Raw genomic sequence first — 21912 nt, 5'->3', positions numbered from 1 at the left:
AATCATGGACCAGAGCGCCATCGACGACGTGCTGAACCGCCCGCTCAGCCAGGAACTCCTGTCCCGTGACCTGGCCAGGATGGCCTTCATCGCACTCGACGGCACCCCGCGGTCGATCCCCATCGGCATCGTCTGGAACGGCACCGAAATCGTCATGTGCACCGCGACGAACGCCCGCAAACTCCCCGCGCTGCGCCGCAACCCCGCGGTCGCCCTGACCATCGACACCGAGTCACACCCGCCCCGGGTCCTGCTCCTGCGCGGCCAGGCAGAGCTGGACCCGGTCGACGGCATCCCGGACGAGTACTTCCAGTGGAACGGCACCTACGAGATGACCCCTGAACAGCGGGCCGAGTGGGAGGTGGGGCGTGCGGGCGCTCTACGACGGCATGGTCCGGATCGTGGTGAAACCGACCTGGGCCAAACTGATCGACTTCGAGACCACCATGCCCACCGCGATCGCGGAACTCATGCAGCGCAAAAGTGGCCGGATCTAGGGGACGATCGAGAGGCCGTCGACGTGTGAGAGCCGGTAACCGTGACCTCGGTGCCTGAAGTTCATGACCACGTCGGTGATGAGCCGGGGATCGAAGGGCTGTATCGGCTGCGGATAGACGCCGTCGCCGGGACCGGGTGAACCCATCCACCCGAAGACCACCCAGATCTTGTTGAATCCTCGCTCGACCGTCACCAGAGGGTTCAGGGTGGCCGCGTCGGCGATGTCGCCGGCTCCGTTGATCATTTGAAGCGTGAACGGGCGGGGAGTGCCGGCGCGCTGCCAGCCCCACCCGCCGGGCTTCTCGCGGATCGTCTCGGCGCCCCACTCCACGTAGAAACCCAGGTTCATGTGGAACGTGCGAAATGTCCACTTGGTGGTGCCGAAGGAGGTGTGATCAACCATCTCAGCCATGCTGCCCTCCGTGTCATTGGTCAGCCGATCTGAACGGTGCGGGCCCAACCCGGCGTCTGCGGGCGCCGATAGGTGTAGTCATCGTCCGGGTGCGGCACCGGTCTTCGGAAGAGGCCGACAACAGTCCGGCACGGGGGAGGACTGGACGGCCACGGGGTGAAGCCGTCGGTCAGGGCGACGATCACGTCGGGTCGCGGGGTGCCGGCCAGGGCTTTCGTGAAACCGGAACGCAGGTCGGTGCCGCCTCCGCCGACCAGGGAGATGCCTTCGGCGCGGCAGAGCGGCTCGGCGACGCGGGCGGCGGCGTCGCAGGACATCACGGTCACCGTGCCCCGTCCGCCGACGGCGCGGCCGATCTCGGCTATCTCCAGGAGGGCGGTGCCGAGCTCCTCGTCGCTGACCGAGCCGGAGGTGTCGATGACGACGGAGACCCGGGGAGGGCGGCGGCGCAGGCTGGGAAGGATCACTCCCGGCAGGCTTGTGGTGCGGCGGGCGGGTTTGGCGTACGTGTAATCGTCCCCCGTCCCTCCCGCCGACACCGCGGATCGAACCGCCGCGCCCAGCAGTGCCCGCCACGGCTGCGGCGGATGGAACACCTCCTCCGCCCACCGTCGCCAGCCGGCCGGGGCGCTACCCGGTGGGCCGTCCATCCCGCGCGCCACCCGGAACCGGATCGCGTCCCGTTCCTCCCGGGTGAGCCCGTCCTCCTCACACGGTTCGAGATCCCACGGCCGCTCCAGACCGTCCGCTCCGCTGCCGCAGTCCAGCCAGGCCCAGTTCTGGGTACGCGCCCCCAGCGTGAACCGCCGCAGATAGTCCTCCATCAGCTCACCCGGTTCGAGGCCGAGGTGCTCGGGCCGCACCGCACCGTCCGGCCACGGCAGGCCGTCGCCGTAGACGTCATCGTTGATCTCGCAGTCCGCCGCGATGTTGATCCGCAGCCGCTCGCCGGCGCCGTCCTCGAGCGTGGCGGCATACCGATCGCCGCGCCCGTGATGATCACGCAGCAGGTGTGACACCTCGTGCACCCAGACGCCACCGAGCTCGCCGACCGGCATGGAGTCCACGAACCGCGGCGACACGTAACACCGCCAGTGCGTGTCCACCGCCATGGTCGGCACCCGGTCCGACGCCACCGCCCGCAGAGCGAACAGCGCCGTCGCCAGATAGGGCCGCGCCCGCGTGGCAGACAACCGCGCCGCGAACAACTTCTCCCAGTCCAGTTCGAGGGCGGCCGTCATCGGCTCGCCCGCTGGGAGACGGAGACCGCGCCGCTCAGCCGGTCGATCACCGGTGGGACGTCCCAGTCGGGTTCGCGGAGCTCGGCGAGTGCGGTCGCGGGTACCACGACCAGGTCGGGCGCGCCCGTGTCCAACGCCCGGGCCAGCACCGCCCACGCCGCATCCCACCGCGAGCGTTCCGGCCGCTTCCGGACCGCCTGCACCACCCCGTCCAGCACAGCCTGGCGCAGGTCCCCCCGGCCCGGCAGGACCGCTGTCTCCGGTGACGCCAGCAGATCCTCCGGGTCGGGGAGGTCGAGCCTGTCCAGGGCGGCCAGCAACTCCAGGCCGGGTCCGTCGCCGACCGTGCCGCGTACCAGCAACGACAACACCTCACGAGACGCACCGGCCGCGGTGGCGAAGGCCAGCAGGCGCAGCGTCATCTCCCAGCTGCGCGGCGACGGCCAGGGACCGCCGCGGCGGGTCTCGGTGCTGGGAAGGTCGTGCACCAGTTTGGGCCGGGCCGTCAGCAGGCCGCAGACCGCGCGCCGGGCGAGCGCGACCGCTTCCGGCAGGCGGTCCGGATCGAGGCGGGGCAGGGTCGCGCGGGGCCAGGTGCCGCCGAGGCCGCGAACGACGACGTCGTGGTCGTACACCCACCGCAGGTGCACGAAGCGGTTGGCGAGCGGGGCGCTGAGCTCCCAGCCGTCGGCGGCGGAGGCGCGCGGGTTGGCGGCGGCGACGATGCGGATGCCGGGCGGCAGGCTGAGTGCGCCGACGCGGCGTTCGAGAACCACGCGAAGCAGGGCGGCCTGCACGGCCGGCGGGGCGGTGGAGAGCTCGTCGAGGAAGAGCAACCCCTTTCCGGTACGCGCTAAGCGCACCGCCCACTCCGGAGGCGCCATCGGTACCCCCTGCACAGCCGGATCGTCGCCGACCACGGGCAGCCCGGCGAAGTCCGACGGTTCGTGCACGCTCGCGATCACCGTGGTCAGCGGAAGCTCGAGCGCGCCGGCGAGCTGTTCGAGGGCAGAGGTCTTGCCGATGCCCGGCTCGCCCCAGAGGAGCACGGGCAGGTCGGCGCTGACGGCGAGGGTCAGCGCCTCCAACTGGACGTCCGGCCGTGGCTCGGTGCGGGTGTCACCCAGCAGGTCGAGAAGGTCGGAGGCAACGTCGAGAGAGGTCAAATGCATCACCTTGTCTTCGAGAGGGTTTTCGTGAGTCTTTTCGAGAGCCGGCGGGGCGGACGGGTGTGGCGGGGCGGTCCGTACCCGGTCAGCCCGGAGCGGTACATGCTGTGGGTGAGACGCCGGGCGGCGGCCGCCTCCAGTTCGTCGCGCAGCGGGCCCTCGCGCAGCGTCGCGGACGGGCCGAGCAGGCGCTCCACCTCGGCGAGAGCGCCGTCGTAGTCACCGTGGTCGAGCCGCGCCCGGACGTCGTCGAGTGACTCCGGGTGCCGGTTGACCAGATCAACGGCTTGCAGGCAGGGCAGCGGTGTGCCGCCGAGTGCCACCAGCAGCGCCTCGCGGCGCAGTTCGGCGGGGTCGTGGTCGAGCGGCGCGAGGACTCCGGCGGCGAGCCCGATCCGGTGCCGGGCGCCACGGCAGTCGACGATCCGCTCGGGCGCCGGTTCCGCCGCCGCAGCGGGAGACGGCCGGTATCCGGGCACGAGCGCCGCCGCCACGAGCGGGTGCAGCGCCTCGGGCTCGATCAGTCCGGCGCTCAGCAACTCCAGGTCCGGCGGTACCCAGGTGGCCGCGTACGGCAGAATCGGCAGCCCCGCCGAAGCGCGCACCCGCACCAGCTCCGCGGTGAGCCGTTCGGGATCGAACAACAGCCGCCGCCCACAGCCGACCCGCACGAGAACCGGCCCACGGGCACCGTCGGCCTCCAGCAGAATCCGCGCCTCCTCAGCCCACCGCCCCACCGCCAACCCCACCAACCCCGCCAAGTGTGTGGATTTCATCCCACCCACAAACCCAAACTCCACACGCTGGGTGTCAAGCGCCGAGTGTGTGGAGTTGCGCCCGCCCGTGAACCCGTACTCCACACGCTGGGTGTCGAGTGGTGGGTGTGTGGAGTTGGGCCCGCCCGTGAACCCGTACTCCACACGTTGGGTGTCGAGTGGTGGGTGTGTGGAGTTGGGCCCGCCCGTGAACCCGTACTCCACACGCTGGGTGTCGAGTGCTGGGTGTGTGGAGTTGGGCCCGCCGGTTAACCCGTACTCCACACGCTGAAGGTCGAGTGGTGGGTGTGTGGAGTTGGGCTCGCCCGTTGACCCGTACTCCACACGGTGGGTGGGGAGGGTGGGGGAGTTGTGGGCGTTCCAGAGGTGTCGGTGTAGGTCTAGGCGGAAGCGGCGGTCGGGGCTGGGTTCGCGGTGGGAGCGGGACCACAGCGCGAGGCTGATCCGCTGTCCTGCGTCGGCCCAGGCCGGGGGAGTGCGGGCGACCAGATGCAACGGCCCCTCACCCGGCGGGTCGTAGCGGGCGAGCGTCAGAGTCAGCCCGGGACGTAGCAGCCCGTCCGGCGCTACCCGGGGGAAGTGCCATCGGAGCAGGTCAGGGGCGAGGTCGCGCAGGTCGGCGCGGAGCTGGGCGGCGACCTGGGCGCCGTACAGACGGGCGACCGCGCGCGGGTTGAGGTCGGTGTCGAAGCGCGCGGCGGCGCACGCCCCGGCCCAGTCGCCGGTGAGGCGGCGGGCGGTCGCGGTTTTGATCATGGTGGGCGGCACGGCGAACTGGCGCACGCGCAGCCAGGCGAGAAGGCGGGTGTTCCCGGTCGCGTCGGAGTGCATCAGCACTCACCTTCGGCGAACGAGACCCCCAATCCACACAGGAAGGTGTTCATCGCGAGGCAGCGTACCGCCGGGACCGGGAATTCGGCCAGCGTCATTGACAGATTCGGATCTATGGATTGCGGTGAGGGCAACATCCTTCGAAGCCGCAGGAGGTTCGATGTCGTCCGGACGCCGTTGGCCGGCCACCCTGACCGCCGCAGTCCTGACCGCCGGTCTGTTGACCGTTCCCGCTAGCGCCGCTGCCGCCGAAACCAGAGCCGGAGCCGAGGCGCCCACTCCCGCGCCGATCAGCCTGGCGAGTGGCGAACGTGGCCTGATCCGATTCCAGCTACCGGACGAGGCGGCTTTCGACCGCCTGGTCGCACGCGGCGCCGACGTCGCGGCACGGCCACGCACCGTCCCAGGTGCCGTCCTCGCCGACCTCGTGGTCGACGACCGGGAACTGGCCGCGCTGACCGCCGAGGGCGCCAGGCCGGTCCAGTTGATCCAGCGCGAGTCCGCCACCGCCGGTCTGCGGGCGCAGAGCCTGCGGGCCGCGGCCGCCGACACGTTGCAGTTCCTCCAGGCGTACTGGTGGACGAGCAACGGCCGCACGTTCCTGCAGACGCAGGTCGCCACGACCGCCTCCGACGACCCGGATGTGGAGATCACGGTGACCTGGACCGCCGCGGACGGGACCACCGGGTCGTACCCGCTGGTCCGGTTCGAGGACGCGGACGAGTACCAGTACCACTACGCGCTGCCCCAGCCGCTACCCGGCCGTCCGGTCAGCGTCAAGGCGACCTCCAGCCTGGGCGGGACGTCCCGGGCGATCACCCCGCAGGCCTGGCCGGGCAGCACCCCGCCGGCGCTGCCGAGCGGGTACCAGAAGGACTTCGTGGACGCGTACATGACGCCGACCGACATCGCCGCGCGGATCAAGCGGCTGGGCCGGCAGTACCCGAAGCTGGTCGACGTGATCAACCTGCCGAACAGGACGCAGGGGTACCGGCGTACCGCTGTCGCCTACCTGGGCGACCCGGCCACGGCCGCGATCGTCGTCGACTCCGTCAAGTTCGGTGACCAGGGCATGAACGGTGTCCAGGTGCGCACCGTCGATCCCGGTGCCGCGAATCGCGCGCTGTCCGCCGCGTACCGTGATCGGGTTTTGACCGTGCGTCTCGCGACGGATGCCGGCGGCCGGGTGATCAGCACGACCGACCAGGTGGCCGCCTTCATCTCGGCGAAGTTCCCGCAGCGGTTCCGGGCGTTCGTGGAGGACGGCTCGGCGGGTCTGACGATGCCGGTCGCCGGACCGGCGCGGCTGGACGACGGGCTGGCCGGCACGGAGGTCTCCAAGAAGCCGTGGACGGTGCAGGCGCTGCGCATCGGCAAGGTCCGCGACGGCTCGAAGCCGGGTGTGCTCGCCTACTCGCAGGAGCACGCGCGGGAGTGGGCGACGCCGCTGGTGACGCTGGAGTTCGCGGAGCGGCTGCTGGCCAACTACGCGAGCGACCCGGCGACCCGCGACCTGGTCGACTCGGTGGACGTCTTCGTCATCCCGATGGTGAACCCGGACGGGGCGAACTACTCGTTCAACGACTTCAACTTCCAGCGCAAGAACATCGTCAACCACTGCACGGGTGCCTCGCGTGACCCGCGGTACCGCAACTCGTGGGGCGTCGACGTGAACCGCAACTACGCGGTCGGGTCCTACTTCGACGGTTACGTGGGTGCCAGTGCCAACTGCCTGTCCGGCACGTACGCGGGCACCGCCGAACTGTCCGAGGCGGAGAGCCGCAACGTGATCGCCCTGGCCGAGGCGCACACCAACATCAAGTTCTCGCTCAACGTGCACAGCTACGGCGGCTACTTCATGTGGGCGCCCGGCGCGTACAAGGTGCCGGGCCGGGTGACGCTGCCGCGGCCGTCGATCGACGAGCAGAAGTACTTCCTGGACAGCGCGAAGCGGATCGTCGGGGCCATCTCGTCCGAGCGGGGCACGGTCACGTGGCCGGCGTACACCGGGCCGGTCGCCGACGTGCTCTACTCCGCGGCCGGCAACTCCGCCGATCACCTGTACTACGACCTCGGCATCACCGCGTGGAACTTCGAGGTCGGCAACGACCGCTGGAACGAGGCCACGCAGCAGTGGGAGGGAGTCGGTTTCCAGCCGCCGTTCGACGAGGCGCACGCCGAGTCGCAGGAGTACGCGTCCGGACTCCTCGAACTGGTCCGGATCGCCAAGGAGACCGGAAGCGACGTGGCCAGAACCCGTTGACAGTCGGCATTCCGGCCACTGTGCCGGGTCGGGATCGGCACCTACGTTCTGCTCATGAACGTTCTGGTGCCGATCCTGATCGGCGTTGCCTATGTCGTCCTCAGCTCGCTGATTCCTGACCCGCACCGCCGGCCGTTCAACGCGATCATGGTCGGCGGTGCGGGCGCCGCCTATCTGAGCGGCGGCGGGCTGGGTGTTGGCGAGGTCGCGTTCGCCGCGGTGCTGGCGTTCGTCGCGTTCCGCGGGCTGACGTCGTGGACCTGGATCGGGGTGGGCTGGCTGCTGCACACCGCCTGGGACGTCGTGCACCACCTGCGCGGCGAGCCGATCCTGCCGTTCGACCACAACTCGTCGTTCGGCTGCGCGCTCTGCGACCCGGTCATCGCCCTGTGGTGCCTGGCGGGTGGGCCGTCACTGCACTTTCCGAGGCGATCCAAGCAAGACGAAACCGCAGGCCAGTCCCAGGGCGATCTCCACCACCGCGGCGAGGATCAGCCCGCCGCCCGGTGACCCGTCGGCCGCCAGACTGACCACCCTGCCCAGCCCGAACCCCAGGTAGACCACCGACCCGGCGACGGCCGAGAACACCGCCAGCCGTGGGACGAACGCCCCGGCCAGGACGATCGCGCCGAGCCCGATCAGCCCGCCGCCGGTGCCCCGCGTCTCGTTGAGCAGCCCGGTACCGGCGCCGGTGATCCCGTTGGACTCGTGGAAGGCGACCGGCGCGACCAGGCTCGCCAGCCCGATCATCAGGACCACCGCGCCGGCCAGCCCGAGCACGACCCGGTTCACGCCGTCCACGCGTTCGCGCAGAAGTCGGTGAAGTCGCGGGGCGGGCGGCCGAGGGCCTCACGTACGCCGTTGCCGACCTTCTCGTTGCGCCCGTCGAACACCTCGGCACACAGCTGGGTGAGCATGTCCGCCTGCTCGGGGCCGACCATCGGGACCAGCGCGGCGCGGAACGTCTCCGGGTCGACCGGGGCGTACCCGACCGGCTTCCCGGCCGCCGCGCTGATCTCGGCGGCCATCTCCGCGAACGTCAGCAGCCGTGGGCCGGTCACGTCGTAGAGGCGGCCGCTGTGCCCGTCGGTGGTCAGCGCCGCCACCGCCACGTCGGCGATGTCGTCGGCGTCGACGATCGGCTCGCCGACGTCGCCGGCCGGCAGGGCGATCAGGCCGGCTTCCACCGACGGGACGAGCAGGCCCTCGGTGTAGTTCTGGGCGAACCAGCTGGCGCGTACCAGTGTGTGGTCCAGCCCGGAGGCCGCCACGACCTCCTCGCACCGCTCCGCGCCCGCTTCGCCGCGGCCGGAGAGCAACACCAGCCTGCGGACCCCGGCGGCCTTCGCCCGCTTCGCGAAGGCCTCGATCATGTCGCTCACGCCGGGTGCGGCGAGTTCCGGATGCACGATGTACGCGGAAACCACACCCGTCAGCACCGAGGACCACGTCCCCCGGTCCTCCCACGAGAACACCGGCCGCCCCACCGCCCGGTACGCGTGCCCCGCCGCCGAGAGCCGCTCGACCACCCGGCGCCCGGTCTTGCCGCGCGCCCCGAGAACAAGAATCTCTGTCATGGCACCAGCCTGAAGCGTCTCCCGTGGACGAACAATCGTTCAAAGTCCCGACTGCTTTGCAGATCGTCCAGGATCGTGGACGATGGGGACATGCTCGCCACCGATCCCCTCGGCGAGGCGCTGCACCTGCTGCGCCTCACCGGGACGTTCTACTGCCGCGCCGAGCTCACCGCTCCGTGGGGCATCGACGTCCCGCCGCTGCCCGGCCAGCTGGCCATGGTCGTCGTCACCGCCGGCGGCTGCCTGCTCGAGGTGGACGGTGCCGAGCCGCTGCGCCTGGCCGCCGGCAGCCTCACGCTGATCCCGCACGGCACGCCGCACCGGTTCCGCAGTGCGGCGGGCCTGCCGGTCGTGCCGCTGTTCGACCTGCCGGTCGAGCCGATCTGCGAGCACTACGAGCTGCTGACGTACGGCGGTGGTGGCGAGCGGACACAGGTGACGTACGGGGTGCTGCGATTCGACCACGTGGCCGGCGACCGGCTCGTCACCCAGCTCCCGCCGGTGATCTGTCTGGACTCATGGGAGGAGCCGGACGCCGGCTGGCTGCACAGCACCCTGCAGCTGATCGCCCGGGAGGCGCAGGCGCTGCGCCCGGGTGGCGAGACCGTGCTGACCCGGCTCACCGACATCCTGGTGATCCAGGCGATCCGGGCCTGGCTCGGCAGCGCGCCGGAGGCGCACCAGGGCTGGCTGGCCGCGCTGCGCGACGACCAGATCGGCCGGGCGCTCGCGGCGATCCACCGGACGCCGGGCCGGGACTGGAGTGTGGTGTCGCTGGCCCGGGAGGCGGGGATGTCCCGGTCGGCGTTCGCGGCCCGGTTCACCGACCTGGTGGGCGAGCCGGCCATGCAGTACCTGGCGCAGTGGCGGATGTGGCTGGCGCACGCGCACCTGCGGGAGAGCGGGGAGCCGCTGTCCGCCGTGGCGCGCCGGTTCGGGTACGCGTCGGAGGCGGCCTTCTGCCGGGCGTTCAAGCGCACGTTCGGGGTACCACCCGGGAGGGTACGGGCAAATCCGAATTCGGTTCGGTCAGACACTTTCACGTTCGCTGGCGAATAGAGCGAATAACGGTCTGGTTGCGATAGCCCTGCCAATATCACTTTCAGGTGATCGGAATGGCGAATAAGGATCACTTTGCTGTCCGATTTATCCTGGAAAAAGGGTAATTGACCACGGTTACCACAGGGTATCTGATCGGTGACGCGATCATTTCGGCCCCTCGATTAGTAGATCCGGCAGACCTCGGTCAGTCGATCGGCTAAGGCTATGTGCGAACAGTGCCCCCGACCGTTACGTTAAGTACGGGCCCGGCAGCGATCTCCGGTGGCACGGAGTTGTTTTGAGCTGGGACAACCCACGCTGTTCCGGATCACTGGAAGATCTGTCGGCCCGCCGTCCGCGGAATGGACACGGGGCGATAGAAAGGTAAAGCATCAGACCGACGCGCCGGCCGTGGCCGGCGGTGTCCATCGACGAGGGTGGTGTGATGATCCGGGTCGTCGTGGTGAGAGACGAGGGATATTTCGGTGTCCCCGTGCGCGCGTTCCTCGAGACCGAGCCGGACATGCACTACGTCGACACGCTCCCGATCGGGGGCGACCTCGCGCAGCGGGCCGCGCAGTTGTGGCCGACCGTCGTCGTGATCGACACGGAGTACATGGTGAGTCAGGTGCTCCCGATCGCCGAGGACCTGCACACCGCGATCCCGTCCTGCTCCATGCTGCTGCTCTGCGATCCGTCCAAGCGCGGCATGCTCCCGCCGCGCCGGTGGAACGGCGGGCTGAACTTCCTGGTCAAGGACTCCTCGCCGGCCATGCTGGCGGACGCTGTGCGCCGCCTGGCCAGCGGTGAGCGGGTGGTCTCGCCGATGCTGCAGGCCGCCTCGCTCAACACCGACCGCGGGCTGAGCACCCGCGAGCTCGAGGTGCTCGGGCTGGCCGCTGAGGGTGAGTCGGTCAAGGAGATCGCCGGGCGGCTCTACCTGTCCGGCGGGACGGTCCGCAACTACCTGTCCGCGATCATCTCCAAGACCGGTGCCCGCAACCGCCTCGACGCCATCCGGATCGCCCGCAAGCAGGGCTGGCTGCGCTGAATTTCACAGGGTGTGCCCAGTCGGTTGGCGTAGCGTAAGTGCCGATGACGCACCAGATCACCATCCCGGCTCTGCCGATCCTGCTGCCCCTGGGCGTCTTTCTGATGGCCGTCTCCGGCGCCGTGCTGCACCGGCGCGGCCTGATGACCCGGGCTCGCCTGGGCATGGCCTGGTTCGCGAGCTGGTGGACGGTGGCGGTGCTCGGCGCGACCATGCTGCCGCTGCCGCTCTCCTGGGGCCCCGGCGCCGGCGACCCGGAGCCGTACCGGTTGATTCTCGAACCGGTGCTCAGCGCCCGCCCCGCCGACGTCATTCTGAACACCGTGATGACGCTGCCGATGGCCGCGCTGATGTACATCATGTTCGGCGTCCGGGAACAGCGCCGGGTCGTGCTCACGGGCTTCCTGATCAGCCTCGCCATCGAGGTCTCACAGGCCGTTCTGGTGATCCAGCTGCACGCCAACCGATGGCCCGACGTGAACGACCTGATGTCGAACACGCTCGGCGCTCTCGTCGGTTATCTGCTGTTCCGCAGGCTCATGCGTTACGAACGTTTCCGCCGGGCAGTGGAAAGCTGTTCTTTCGCCCGAACCGACCGCGGTACGCCAGTAGCGGTGCGATGACCCGGCGCCGCCCGGGACCGTCCGCGATGTGCTCGTAAAGGCGGCCGACGGAATCGGCGAGGTGGTCCGCGTCGTACCGGACACCCGCCGATCGGGGCGGCAGCCGCTCGCCTCGGCGCTCGGCGAGGCAGAGCAGTTCGGCACGCAGCGCGCGGGGCAGTGACTCGCGGTCGCGGGACAGACGCTGGGTGCCCCGGACCGGGGTGCGCAGCGCGGCGCGTTCCTCCAGCGGAGCGCATGCGGCGTAGAGCGCCGGCAGCCCGGCGGCGATCGCCTCCAGGGTGGTCAGCCCGAACGTCTCCTGGTCCGGTGAGGCGAAGACGTCCATGGCGCAGAGCATCTCGCGGGCGTGGCCGACCGCCCCCGCGAAGCGCACGCGATCGGACACCCCCTCGATGTCCGCGAGACGCTCCAGCGCGGCCCGGGCCGGGCCGTCGCCGACCAGCAGCAGGGTCGCGCCCGGCACCTCGCCGATCGCACGGATCAGCAGGTCGAAGCGGCGATCCGGCTCGAGCCGGCCGACCGCGCCGACGACCGGCACGCCGGGCGCGATGCCCAGCCGGGCCCTGGCCCGCGCCCGCAGGCACGGGTCGAACCGGAACTCGGCGGGGTCGATCGCCTTCGGGATCATGGTGATCCGCTCCTCCGGCACGCCCCAGGAGCGCAGGTGCTCGGCGATCGCCGGTGAGGTGGCGATGGTGACGCGGCCGAGGCGTTCGCCGGTCAGGTAGAGGGCGCGGACCCCGGGCGACACCCGCCGCCCCTCGATGACCTCGGTGCCCAGGTGGTGCTCGGTCGCCACGACGTGCCGGACACCGGCCAGCCGGGCGGCTATCCGGCCCTGGACGCAGGCTCGATAGAGGTGCGTGTGCACCACGTCGTACCGCCCGCGGCGCATGAGCCGGCGCAGGCGCGCGACGGCGGCCGGATCGTGGTCGCCGCTGCTGGCCAGCCGGTGAACCGGCGCGTCGCCGGCGGCCATCGTCCCGGCGTCGCCGGGCGCCAGCGTGACGACCTCGTTGTCATGCGGGAGCCGGCGCACCAGCAATCGCAACTGGTGCCCGGCCCCACCCGGTTCCAGCGCGCTGATGACGTGCAGCACCCTCATTTTTGATCCCCCGGCCGTCCCCCGGTCGCATTCTCGACAGATCGCTTGTGACTCTCCGCTTCTTCGACGCTGCCGCAATATTTGTTGTTTCGTAAGTCGCAGATGTCATGCCTAAGGTGAGAGCTTCTCACTGTGGATATGACATCCTCCGCCGAATGGGCAGCCGACCAGGCCTGAATGTATCGCCGGGATTCGACGATCAAGGAACATGAGCATCTCTCATGTAGCCCATGACAATTGCTACTGTAATCAGCCCTGCCTGGCTGGAACCCTGATTTTCACACGGGTCGAAAAGGCGCTGGCGACGATATTCAAACCCGCCGGAAAAGCAATTTCTTTGTGGCTGACCAGCCGAGCCGACCAGCCAGCAGGCATCGCACGAGGGGGATTCCATGCAGGTAGCCACCGTCCCGGCGTCCTGGTTCCGCACCGTTCTGCCCGGCCGTGCGCTCCGCGCCGGCACCGACGCCGTGGCTCTCGCCCTCGCCCTGCTGATCGCCACCCTGCTGCGCCACGACGGCGCCATCGGCGAGGTGGACGTCCGCGGCCTGGTGATCCTCTCCGCGGTCGCCGCCGGAGTGCAGACCGCCGCCGGCATCCGGTTCGGCCTCTACACCGGGCGCTGGTCGTACGGGTGCTTCGAGGAGATCGCCGCGCTGGTCAAGACGGTCGCCGTCACCACACCGGTCGTCTTCGTCCTGGACACGTTCCTGGGACGGCTCGCACCCCGCTCGGCCATCATCGCGGCCGGCCTGATCACGCTCGTGCTCGCCGCCGGCCTCCGTTACACCGTCCGGCTGCTCCAGGACAGCCGCCTGCGTCCCTCGCCCGAGGACGGTATCCGTGTCGTCGTGATGGGCGCCGGCGAGGGCGCCACCCAGGTCATCCGCGCCATGCTGCGCAGCCCCTCCAGCCGGTACGTGCCGGTCGCGCTGCTCGACGACGACCCGGCCAAGCGCGCCCTGCACGTGATGGGCGTCCCGGTGGCCGGCAACCGGTACGCGATGGCCGAGGTGGTCCGCCGGTTCCGCGCCGAGGCCGTGGTCATCGCCATTCCCAGCGCCAGCGCCGACCTGATCCGCGGCCTGACCGACCTGGCGCAGCCGCTCAACGTGGACCTCAAGGTGGTTCCGCCGGTGGTCGAGCTGTTCGGGCGTACGGTCCGGGTCGAGGACATCCGCCCGGTCAGCCACGAGGACCTGCTCGGCCGCCGCGAGATCGGGATCGACCTGGCCGCCGTCGCCGGATACCTGGCCGGCCGCCGGGTCCTGGTGACCGGCGCCGGGGGTTCGATCGGCTCGGAGCTGTGCCGGCAGGTGGCCCGCTTCAACCCGGCCAAGCTGGTCATGCTGGACCGCGACGAGTCCGGCCTGCACGCCGTGCAGCTGTCGCTCGACGGCCGGGGCATGCTCGACGACCGCAACCTGGTCGTCGCCGACATCCGCGACTCCCAGCGCCTCGACGAGGTCTTCGCCGAGCACAAGCCGCACGTGGTCTTCCACGCCGCCGCCCTCAAGCACCTGCCGCTGCTGGAGATGCACCCGTCCGAGGCGCTCAAGACCAACATCATCGGGACGTACCAGATCCTGCAGACGGCGCTGAAGCACAACGTCGACCGGCTGGTGAACATCTCCACCGACAAGGCCGCCGACCCGTGCAGCGTCCTCGGTTACTCCAAGCGGATCACCGAGCGGCTCACCGCCGCCGCCGACACCGGGGCGGCCGGCACCTACAGCAGTGTCCGGTTCGGCAACGTGCTCGGCAGCCGCGGCTCGGTGCTCACCGCGTTCGCCGCCCAGGTCGAGGCAGGCGGGCCGATCACCGTGACCGACCCGGACGTCACCCGCTACTTCATGACCGTCCAGGAGGCGGTCCGGCTGGTGATCCAGGCCGGCGCGCTGGACAGCAAGGGCGAGGTGCTGGTCCTGGACATGGGCGAGCCGGTACGCATCGCCGACGTGGCCCGGCGCATCGCCGACGCCGCCGACCAGCACATCCAGATCGTCTACACCGGGCTGCGGCCGGGGGAGAAGCTCGCCGAGATCCTGCTCGGCCCGGAAGAGCCCGACCACCGGCCGAACCACCCGCTCATCTCGCAGGCGCCGGTGCCGCCGCTCGACGGCGCCGTGCTCTCCCTGCTCGACCCGTCCGCCACCCGCGAGGACCTGATCGCCGTCCTGCGATGGCTCGCCGAGAGCCCGGCGCTGCCCATCGGCCGGGACAAGCCGATGCCGGGCGGGCCGCTCTCGAACAACACCTGGCACCGGGCGCCCGTGGCCAGCAAGCGCCACCCGGAGACCGCTGCCGTCCCGCCCGGAGGGCGCCCGTGAACCGTCGCAGGCCCAAGGTACGGCCCCCGAAGCAACGCACCGAGACAGAGAAGGAGAGCACACCCATGCGGGTCGTCATCGCCGGTCAGGGATACGTCGGGCTGCCGCTCGCGGTCCGGGCCGCCCAGGTCGGCCACTCGGTCGTCGGCTTCGACGTCGACGACGAGCGGATAAAGCGGCTCGCCACCGGCGAGTCCTACGTGGACGACGTCACCTCGGCCGAGCTCCAGCAGGTCCTGGAGATCGGCACCTTCCACCCCTCGTCCGACCCCCGCGCCTGCGCCGGGTTCGACGTCGCCGTGATCGCCGTGCCGACGCCGCTGCGCGACGGCACCCCGGATCTGCGGTACATCGAGGACTCCGCCCGCGTGCTGGCCCGCTACCTGCGGCCGGGTGCCACCGTCGCGCTGGAGTCGACCACGTACCCGGGCACGACGACCGAGCTGGTGGGACCGCTGCTCGAGGAGGGCTCCGGGCTGATCGCCGGCGTCGACTTCCACCTCGGGTACAGCCCCGAGCGCATCGATCCGGGCAACCGCGAGTGGAACCTCACCACCACGCCGAAGGTCGTCTCCGGCATCAACGCGTCCTCGCTGGCGCACGTGCAGGCCTTCTACGCCACGGTCGTGGACCGTACCGTCCCGGTCTCCGACCCCAAGGTCGCCGAGCTGGCCAAGCTGCTCGAGAACACGTTCCGGCACGTCAACATCGCCCTGGTCAACGAGCTCGCGGTGTACGCGCACGCCCTCGGCATCGACGTCTGGGAGGCGATCAACGCGGCGTCCTCCAAGCCGTTCGGCTTCATGCGGTTCGTGCCCGGTCCCGGCGTCGGCGGCCACTGCCTGCCGATCGACCCGTCGTACCTGTCCTGGCGGGTCCAGCGCACCCTCGGCCAGAGCTTCCGGTTCGTCGAGCTCGCCAACGACATCAACAACCACATGCCCGACTACGTCGCCCGCCGCCTGGTCGCCGGGCTCAACGAGCGGCGCAAGGCGGTCAACGGCTCCACGATCCTGCTGCTCGGCCTCGCCTACAAGAAGAACACCGGCGACGCGCGCGAGTCGCCGGCCCGGCGGGTCGCGGCGCTGCTTCTGGACATGGGCGCGGAGGTACGCGCGGCTGACCCCCACGTCATCGAGGACGCCCACGTCGACAGCCGCGTGATCCGCGTGAACCTCACCGCCGAGCAGGTCGCCGCCGCCGACGCGGTCGTCCTGCTCGCCGACCACGACGAGTTCGACCTCGATCTGGTCGTCGGGCACGCCGCGTACGTGCTCGACACCCGCCGCCGCATCACCGGACCAACCGTCGAGTCGCTCTAGGAGTTCACAGTGGACCTCGTACGCCTCTTCTGGAACGGCCTGAACCGCCTGGCCGCCGCCGTCATGCTTGTCCTGCTCGCACCGCTGGTCCTGGCGGTCGCCGCCTGGATCCGGATCGCCGACGGCAAGGGTGTCCTGTTCGTACAGGACCGGGCCGGCCGCGACGGTGTGCCGTTCCGGATGCTGAAGTTCCGCTCGATGGTGCACGACTCGGTCGCGCTCAGCGCCCAGCTCGGCATCGACGACCCGTTCGGCCTGGTCGAGAACGATCCGCGGATCACCCGCTGCGGCCGCTTCCTGCGCCGCACCAGCCTCGACGAGCTGCCCCAGCTGATCAACGTGCTGGCCGGCAGCATGAACCTGGTCGGGCCGCGTCCCGACGTGCTGCCGCAGGTCGCGTGCTACTCCGCCGCGGACGCCCGCCGCCTCGAGGTCAAGCCCGGCATCACCGGCTGGGCCCAGGTCAACGGCCGCGACGACATCGACTGGCCGCAGCGCTTCATCCTGGACCGCTGGTACGTCGACAACTGGTCACCCGCGCTCGACCTGCGGATCCTCTGGCGTACCGCGCTCACCGTCAACCGGGACGAGCCGCCGGTGCACGTGGACACGCTCAACATCGAGCGGACGAAGGCCCCGTCCCGTGTCGCTTGAGATCGGATCCGAGTTCCACTGGGACCCGGCCGTCCTGCTCGGCGCTGAGCAGGGCGGCCTGCCCGGATGGCTGCCGGAACAACGATCACTGTTCGCCACCGGCTGCGGCGCGCTGATCGAGTTGCTCCGCACGCTCGCGCCGGCCGGAAAGCTGCACATCCCGTCGTACTTCTGCATGGGCGTCGCGGAGGCGCTCAGCGAGCAGCTGCCGATCACCTGGTACCGCCATCTGCCCGACGGAATCGGCCCGCGCTTCGACACGCTGCGGCCCGTCGCCGGCGACGTCGTGCTCGCGCAGAACCTGTTCGGGCGCGAGGAGGCCGGGCCGTGGGACGCGTGGATGCGGGCGCACCCCGGCATCCCGGTGATCGAGGACCACTCGCACGACCCGTTCGGCCCGTGGGCGGCGGCCAGCACCGCGGACTACGCCGTCGCCTCACTGCGCAAGACCCTGCCGCTGCCGGACGGTGGCCTGCTGTGGTCACCGCGCGGCCTGGACCTGCCCGCGCCGCGGGGGCCGGAGAGCAACGGGGCTCAACTGAAGCTGGCCGCGATGCTGCTCAAGGCGGCCTGGCTGCAGGGCCGGCCGGTGCCCAAGGACCGGTTCCGTGAGTTGCAACAGCGCGGCGAGCGGGAGCTGCTGGGCTGCGCCGGGCCGGCCTGCGCGGTCACGGTCGCGGCACTGCCACTCCTTGATGTGCCAGGTTTGCGTACGGCGAACGCGCACCACGCACGGACACTCGCTGACGCGCTTGTCACCCGTACCCAAGATGCTTTTGCGGTCTTGTCCGACGGGCCGTTCCGGGTGCAGCTCGAATGCGCATCACCCAGCCTGCGCGACGACCTGCTGAAACACCTCGCCCGGCACCGGATCTACGCACCGGTGCACTGGCGGCAGGACCGCGGCCGGCTCTGGAGCGGCGACGAGGAGGCGGCCGATCTCGCGGCCCGGGTGCTGACGCTGCCGGTCGACCACCGCTGCGGCCCGGAGGACGTCCAGCGAATCTCCGATGTGGTCGGATCGCTGGGGTCGCGTGGACTTCACTCACGTCATATCATCAGGGCGTGAGGAGACGATCTACGCTGAGTGATCTTCGGTAGGTGGCCATGGCGACCGCGGGCTGGATTGCACTGGGACTGGCCGTTTACGGCGCCCTGAGTTACGCGGTCGGATCGATCCTGCAGGCCGTCGGCGCGAAACGCAGCCACAGCACGGTCAGCACGCTCGGGCACCCGCTCTACATGATCGGCATCGCCCTCGACATCTCCGCCTGGGTCGCCGCGATGTTCGCCCTGCAGCAACTGGCGGTCTATGTCGTCGAGTCGGTGCTGGCCGGCTCCCTCGCCGTCACCGCCGTGCTGGCCTGGCTGTTCCTCAAGTCCCGCCTGCGCCGCCGCGACGTCGTGGCGATCGTCTGCACCAGCACGGCCCTGACGGTCCTGGCCATGTCGGCCGGGCAGCAGCACGAGGTCATGCCGTCGGCAACCATGCGGCTCGCCTTCTGCGCGGCGGCGGTCGCACTCGTGATCCTCGGCTGGGCCACCACGAAGATCGGCATCCCCGGCCTGATCGCGGCGGTCGGCGGATTCTCGCTGGGCGGCGCGGCGCTGACCGGGCGCGCCCTGCACATGCCCCCCGTCGACTCCTGGCAGACGGGCGTCGTCGCCATCGCCACCGAGCCCCTGGTCTGGGCACTCCTGATCTTTCCGATCAACGGCATGATTCTGTACGCGAACGCGCTACAGCAGGGCGAAGTCGGCCGGGTAACGGCGGTTCACTGGACGGGCGAGGTCGTCGCACCGTCGTTCATCGCCCTGACCCTGCTCGGCGACACGGTCCGCCCCGGCTGGGAACCGGCCGCCCTGGCCGCCGGCGCGATCACGATCCTCGCGGCCGTCGTCCTGGCCTCGGCCCCGGCAGCAACCACCCCGGCGGGCGACTCGCCTTCCCAGCTCCCGGCAGTGGTCCCGGCGCAGGCCGGACTGGCACTGGTGCCGGCGGAGGCCTGGCGGCTGGCGATTCCACCGGAGGCGCACTGGCCGGCGCTGCAGCCGCCACTCGTCCGTGGTTACGGGACGTTCCTGTGGTGGGGGACGGCGTCGGCGCCGCAACCGCTGTGGGTGCCGCCGGATCGCACTTTGAGCCCGCCGGGAGCTGTGCCGGCGTGGGCGGGCCCGCAGTTGCCGGAGACGCGGCAGGCGGGGGCGAGGCCGGAGGTGCGGCGTGCTCCGCGGCATCTGGCTCCGCGGAGGCCGGCGCACGCTCTGCCTTCGGGCCGCCGCCGCTCCACCGCCGCCTGAACGATCCCCTCCCGGCCGCCGGCACCGTCCGCGCCGCGCCGTCCGCGCCGCGCCGTCCACGCCGCGCCGTCCACGCCGCGCCGTCCACGCCGCGCCGGCTGCGCCGCGCCGGCTGCGCCGCGCCGGCTGCGCCGCGCCGTCCACGCCGCGCCGTCCACGCCGCGCCGGCTGCGCCGCGCCGTCCACGCCGCGCCGGCTGCGCCGCGCCGTCCACGCCGCGCCGGCTGCGCTCGCCGCGCCGGCTGCGCTCGCCGCGCCGGCTGCGCTCGCCGCGCCGGCTGCGCTCGCCGCGCCGCTGCGCTGGTTGCGCTGGCTGCGGCGCCGGTTCTCGACCCCCGCGCAGATCTTGGAGAGTTTCGGCTCGTATACCGGCGCAACTCTCCAAGATCTTGCTGGAGGAGGGGTGTGCCAACTTGAGGGCCATCGGGCTAGGGGAGAAGTAGCATCGGGGGACCATGGAACTGCGATGGTGGTCGATTGAAGTACTGGACGGCGCGCGGCAGTCGGCGGCGCGCTGGCGGGACTCGTTCGGCAATGTTCTGGTTGAGGCGGCCATTGCGCACGGGGCCTATGAGTGGCGGTGGCACCGGTTCACGTGGGGTGTGCTCTTTGAGATCGGGTTCCGGCGCGAGGAGCGTTTCGCGACTTATCGGGATTTGCCGGTCGTGCGGGCGGCGCTGGACGCGGTGCCGGATCCTGTCAACGGGTTGCTGATCTATCCGGGGCGTGGGGGCAGTTCGGGGCGGGTGGAGCCGCGCCGGCCGCGTCCGATCGCCGGAGCGGGTGCCGCGCCGTTGCCGATTGACCCTACGGTGCTCCGGCTACCGCTCGCCGACCCGCATCCCGCGCCCACGCGGGGTTTCGTCGGCGCCGCCTGACCAGCGAGGATCCGCGCGACGACCGCGGGTGGGCGAAGAGGGTCGGGGGTGGGGGAGTCAGGTGGCCAGGCCGGACTGGTAGGCGAAGACGACCAGCTGGGCTCGGTCTCGGGCGCCTAGTTTGACCATTGCACGGCTCACGTGGGTTCGGGCTGTTGCGGGACTTACCACCAAACGGGCCGCTATTTCCTGGTTTGTGAGGCCTTCGGCGGCCAGAGCGACCACCTCCCGCTCCCGCTCGGTGAGCTGACCGAGCCGTGGATGCGGAACCACCCGGCGCGGGCCCTTCGTCACGAACTCCCTGATCAGGGTTCGGGTCACCGACGGGGAGAGGAGGGCGCCGCCGTCCGCCACGGTGCGGATCGCGTCGAGGAGGGTGACCGGTGGCGTGTCCTTCAGGAGGAAGCCGCTCGCGCCGATGTGGAGGGCCTCGAACACGTACTCGTCGCGCTCGAACGTCGTCAGGACGATCACGCGGGTGTCCGAGAACTCCACTATGCGGCGGGTGGCCTCGAGGCCGTCGATGCCGGGCATGCGGATGTCCATCAGGATGACGTCGGGTTTCAGGGTGGCGGCGAGCCGGACCGCGGTCAGGCCGTCGGCTGCCTCGCCGGCCACCGTGAAGCCGTCCTCGCTCGTCAGGAGTGTGCGCAGTCCCAGGCGTACCAGATCCTGGTCGTCCACCACCAGCACCGAGATCATCGGGTGACCGCCGGCAGCCAGGCCTCCACGACGAACCTCTCGCCGGTCGCCGGGCCGGCGGAGAGGCGGCCGCCCTGCGCCGCGATGCGCTCTCGCATGCCGTTGATGCCCATGCCGCCGCCGGACGGCGTCGCATCGGCCGGGTAGGCGCTGGTCACCCTGATCAGCAGGGCGCCGGGTTCGTTCTCCAGCACGATCAAAGCCTCTTTCGGGTACGCGTGCTTGAGCACATTCGTCAACGCCTCCTGGACCGTCCGATAGGCGGCGAGGTCCACGTCGGCCGCGAGGGTCTGCGGTGATCCGAGCGTGTGCACGCGCACGCGGAGGCCGGCGTCGCGCATCCGCCGGCAGAGGGCGTCGAGGTCGGCCAGCCCGGGTGTGGACGCCACAGCCTCGTCGGCCGAGCGGAGCATCCGCAGTGTGGTGCGCAGTTCGTCGAGGGCCTGCGCGCTGGAGGAGCTGATCGCGGTGAGGGTGGGCCGGGCGATCGACGGCTGTTTCTCCAGAACGTGCAGGGCGATGTCGGCCTGCATCTTGATCGCGGCGAGGCCGTGGCCGACGATGTCGTGCACCTCCTGGGCCATCCGGAGTCGTTCCTCCTGGATACCGCGTTCGACGGCTTCGCGGTGGTCGCGTTCGGCGGTCTCGCTGAGCTGGGCGCGCAGGGTGCCGATCGTGAACGGCACGGCCACCCAGCCCGCCGCGGGGAGCAGCCCGGCCAGGTCGGTCCACGCCAGTCCGTCGCTCACGTTGTGCATGGCCAGGACCGGGACGGCGACGCCGGCGGCCACCGCGGCGGAACGCCAGGGTAGTTGCCGGGCGACGGTGAAGACGGCGACGACCAGGGGCAGGAACACCGGGCCGTAGGGGAAGCCGAGCAGCAGGTAGACGGTCAGGATCACCACGACCGCGGCGAGGACCAGCCGGGGTGCGACGCGGCGCCAGATCAGCGCGACGGCCTCGGCGCCGACGAGGATGTCCGCGAGGGTGTCCGTTTCGCGCGTGCCCGGCATCCGGTCGGCGAAGGAATGGTTCCAGATCACCAGGAAGGCGCACAACGCGAGCGCGCACGCCACGTCGCCCCGCCGAACCCCGCTCACGCACCCCACTCTGTCGGATCACGGCGCGCCCGTCA

The 21912-nt window shown here is 70.8% G+C and carries 21 protein-coding genes; 12 read left to right on the top strand and 9 right to left on the bottom strand.

Annotated features, from left to right (window positions below; genetic code table 11):
* The first annotated feature begins 4 nt into the window (after positions 1–4).
* The gene (locus tag AB0M02_RS44665) at positions 5–526 is read left to right on the top strand and encodes a pyridoxamine 5'-phosphate oxidase family protein (RefSeq protein ID WP_364238606.1); all 522 of its coding nucleotides are present in this window, start codon (positions 5–7) and stop codon (positions 524–526) included.
* On the opposite strand, the gene AB0M02_RS44660 is transcribed toward AB0M02_RS44665, so the two are convergent.
* The 4 genes from AB0M02_RS44660 to AB0M02_RS44645 are packed head-to-tail and all read right to left on the bottom strand — an operon-like array spanning position 494 to position 4927.
* The gene (locus AB0M02_RS44660) at positions 494–910 is read right to left on the bottom strand and encodes a hypothetical protein (protein WP_364238605.1); all 417 of its coding nucleotides are present in this window, start codon (positions 908–910) and stop codon (positions 494–496) included. The two genes, AB0M02_RS44665 and AB0M02_RS44660, sit on opposite strands and share 33 nt — an antisense overlap.
* Before the next feature lie 20 nt (positions 911–930).
* A complete protein-coding gene (locus AB0M02_RS44655; protein WP_364238604.1) occupies positions 931–2151 on the bottom strand; it encodes a VWA-like domain-containing protein in 1221 nt (406 codons plus the stop codon).
* Positions 2148–3317 carry an AAA family ATPase gene (locus tag AB0M02_RS44650; RefSeq protein ID WP_364238603.1) on the bottom strand — a complete coding sequence of 390 codons (1170 nt, stop codon included), beginning with the start codon at positions 3315–3317 and terminating at the stop codon, positions 2148–2150. Before AB0M02_RS44650 ends, AB0M02_RS44655 begins: the two co-directional genes overlap by 4 nt.
* 5 nt (positions 3318–3322) lie before the next feature.
* Entirely contained in the window at positions 3323–4927 is a 1605-nt protein-coding gene (locus tag AB0M02_RS44645) for a hypothetical protein (RefSeq protein WP_364238602.1), read from the bottom strand.
* Positions 4928–5087: 160 nt separating this feature from the next.
* On the opposite strand from AB0M02_RS44645, the gene AB0M02_RS44640 reads away from it, so the two are divergent.
* Together AB0M02_RS44640 and AB0M02_RS44635 are read left to right on the top strand one after the other, a co-directional pair.
* Positions 5088–7190, top strand: coding sequence for a M14 family zinc carboxypeptidase (locus AB0M02_RS44640; protein WP_364238601.1), 2103 nt, complete (start codon positions 5088–5090; stop codon positions 7188–7190).
* A 54-nt stretch (positions 7191–7244) separates the two neighbouring features.
* Positions 7245–7700 (top strand): DUF6010 family protein, encoded by a 456-nt coding sequence (locus AB0M02_RS44635; RefSeq protein ID WP_364238600.1) that lies wholly within the window; start codon positions 7245–7247, stop codon positions 7698–7700.
* Here the strand turns inward: AB0M02_RS44635 and AB0M02_RS44630 are convergent.
* Positions 7602–7982, bottom strand: coding sequence for a DUF4345 domain-containing protein (locus tag AB0M02_RS44630; protein ID WP_364238599.1), 381 nt, complete (start codon positions 7980–7982; stop codon positions 7602–7604). The two genes, AB0M02_RS44635 and AB0M02_RS44630, sit on opposite strands and share 99 nt — an antisense overlap.
* On the bottom strand, positions 7979–8767 hold the full coding sequence (locus tag AB0M02_RS44625; RefSeq protein ID WP_364238598.1) for an NmrA family transcriptional regulator: 789 nt from the start codon (positions 8765–8767) through the stop codon (positions 7979–7981). Before AB0M02_RS44625 ends, AB0M02_RS44630 begins: the two co-directional genes overlap by 4 nt.
* Positions 8768–8842: 75 nt before the next feature.
* On the opposite strand from AB0M02_RS44625, the gene AB0M02_RS44620 reads away from it, so the two are divergent.
* From AB0M02_RS44620 to AB0M02_RS44610, 3 genes are all read left to right on the top strand, one after another.
* On the top strand, positions 8843–9826 hold the full coding sequence (locus tag AB0M02_RS44620) for an AraC family transcriptional regulator (protein WP_364238597.1): 984 nt from the start codon (positions 8843–8845) through the stop codon (positions 9824–9826).
* A 427-nt stretch (positions 9827–10253) separates the two neighbouring features.
* Positions 10254–10859 carry a response regulator transcription factor gene (locus tag AB0M02_RS44615; protein WP_364238596.1) on the top strand — a complete coding sequence of 202 codons (606 nt, stop codon included), beginning with the start codon at positions 10254–10256 and terminating at the stop codon, positions 10857–10859.
* A 44-nt stretch (positions 10860–10903) separates the two neighbouring features.
* A complete protein-coding gene (locus AB0M02_RS44610; protein ID WP_364238595.1) occupies positions 10904–11482 on the top strand; it encodes a VanZ family protein in 579 nt (192 codons plus the stop codon).
* Here the strand turns inward: AB0M02_RS44610 and AB0M02_RS44605 are convergent.
* Positions 11397–12590, bottom strand: a complete 1194-nt coding sequence (locus tag AB0M02_RS44605; protein ID WP_364238594.1) for a glycosyltransferase — start codon at positions 12588–12590, stop codon at positions 11397–11399. The genes AB0M02_RS44610 and AB0M02_RS44605 overlap by 86 nt on opposite strands.
* Before the next feature lie 392 nt (positions 12591–12982).
* Between AB0M02_RS44605 and AB0M02_RS44600 the strand changes: the two genes are divergently transcribed.
* From AB0M02_RS44600 to AB0M02_RS44575, 6 genes are all read left to right on the top strand, one after another.
* Complete coding sequence (locus AB0M02_RS44600; protein WP_364238593.1) at positions 12983–14920, top strand: nucleoside-diphosphate sugar epimerase/dehydratase; 1938 nt, start codon at positions 12983–12985, stop codon at positions 14918–14920.
* A gap of 65 nt (positions 14921–14985) precedes the next feature.
* Positions 14986–16242, top strand: coding sequence for a nucleotide sugar dehydrogenase (locus AB0M02_RS44595; RefSeq protein WP_364238592.1), 1257 nt, complete (start codon positions 14986–14988; stop codon positions 16240–16242).
* Positions 16243–16251: 9 nt separating this feature from the next.
* The gene (locus AB0M02_RS44590) at positions 16252–16896 is read left to right on the top strand and encodes a sugar transferase (RefSeq protein ID WP_364238591.1); all 645 of its coding nucleotides are present in this window, start codon (positions 16252–16254) and stop codon (positions 16894–16896) included.
* The gene (locus tag AB0M02_RS44585; RefSeq protein WP_364238590.1) at positions 16886–17965 is read left to right on the top strand and encodes a hypothetical protein; all 1080 of its coding nucleotides are present in this window, start codon (positions 16886–16888) and stop codon (positions 17963–17965) included. The genes AB0M02_RS44590 and AB0M02_RS44585 overlap by 11 nt, the downstream gene beginning before the upstream one ends.
* A gap of 38 nt (positions 17966–18003) precedes the next feature.
* Entirely contained in the window at positions 18004–19197 is a 1194-nt protein-coding gene (locus AB0M02_RS44580; protein ID WP_364238637.1) for a hypothetical protein, read from the top strand.
* 455 nt (positions 19198–19652) lie between these two features.
* Positions 19653–20075, top strand: coding sequence for a hypothetical protein (locus AB0M02_RS44575; RefSeq protein ID WP_364238589.1), 423 nt, complete (start codon positions 19653–19655; stop codon positions 20073–20075).
* A 57-nt stretch (positions 20076–20132) separates the two neighbouring features.
* Here AB0M02_RS44575 and AB0M02_RS44570 read toward each other — a convergent pair whose 3' ends face one another.
* Together AB0M02_RS44570 and AB0M02_RS44565 are read right to left on the bottom strand one after the other, a co-directional pair.
* Complete coding sequence (locus AB0M02_RS44570) at positions 20133–20777, bottom strand: response regulator transcription factor (protein ID WP_364238588.1); 645 nt, start codon at positions 20775–20777, stop codon at positions 20133–20135.
* Positions 20774–21877, bottom strand: coding sequence for a histidine kinase (locus AB0M02_RS44565; protein ID WP_364238587.1), 1104 nt, complete (start codon positions 21875–21877; stop codon positions 20774–20776). The genes AB0M02_RS44570 and AB0M02_RS44565 overlap by 4 nt, the downstream gene beginning before the upstream one ends.
* Positions 21878–21912: the final 35 nt, after the last annotated feature.

It is taken from the genome of Actinoplanes sp. NPDC051861 (genome assembly GCF_040681145.1).
Classification (GTDB): domain Bacteria; phylum Actinomycetota; class Actinomycetes; order Mycobacteriales; family Micromonosporaceae; genus Actinoplanes.
Note: the sequence above shows the minus strand (reverse complement) of the source record. Positions and strands in the feature narration are given on the sequence as shown.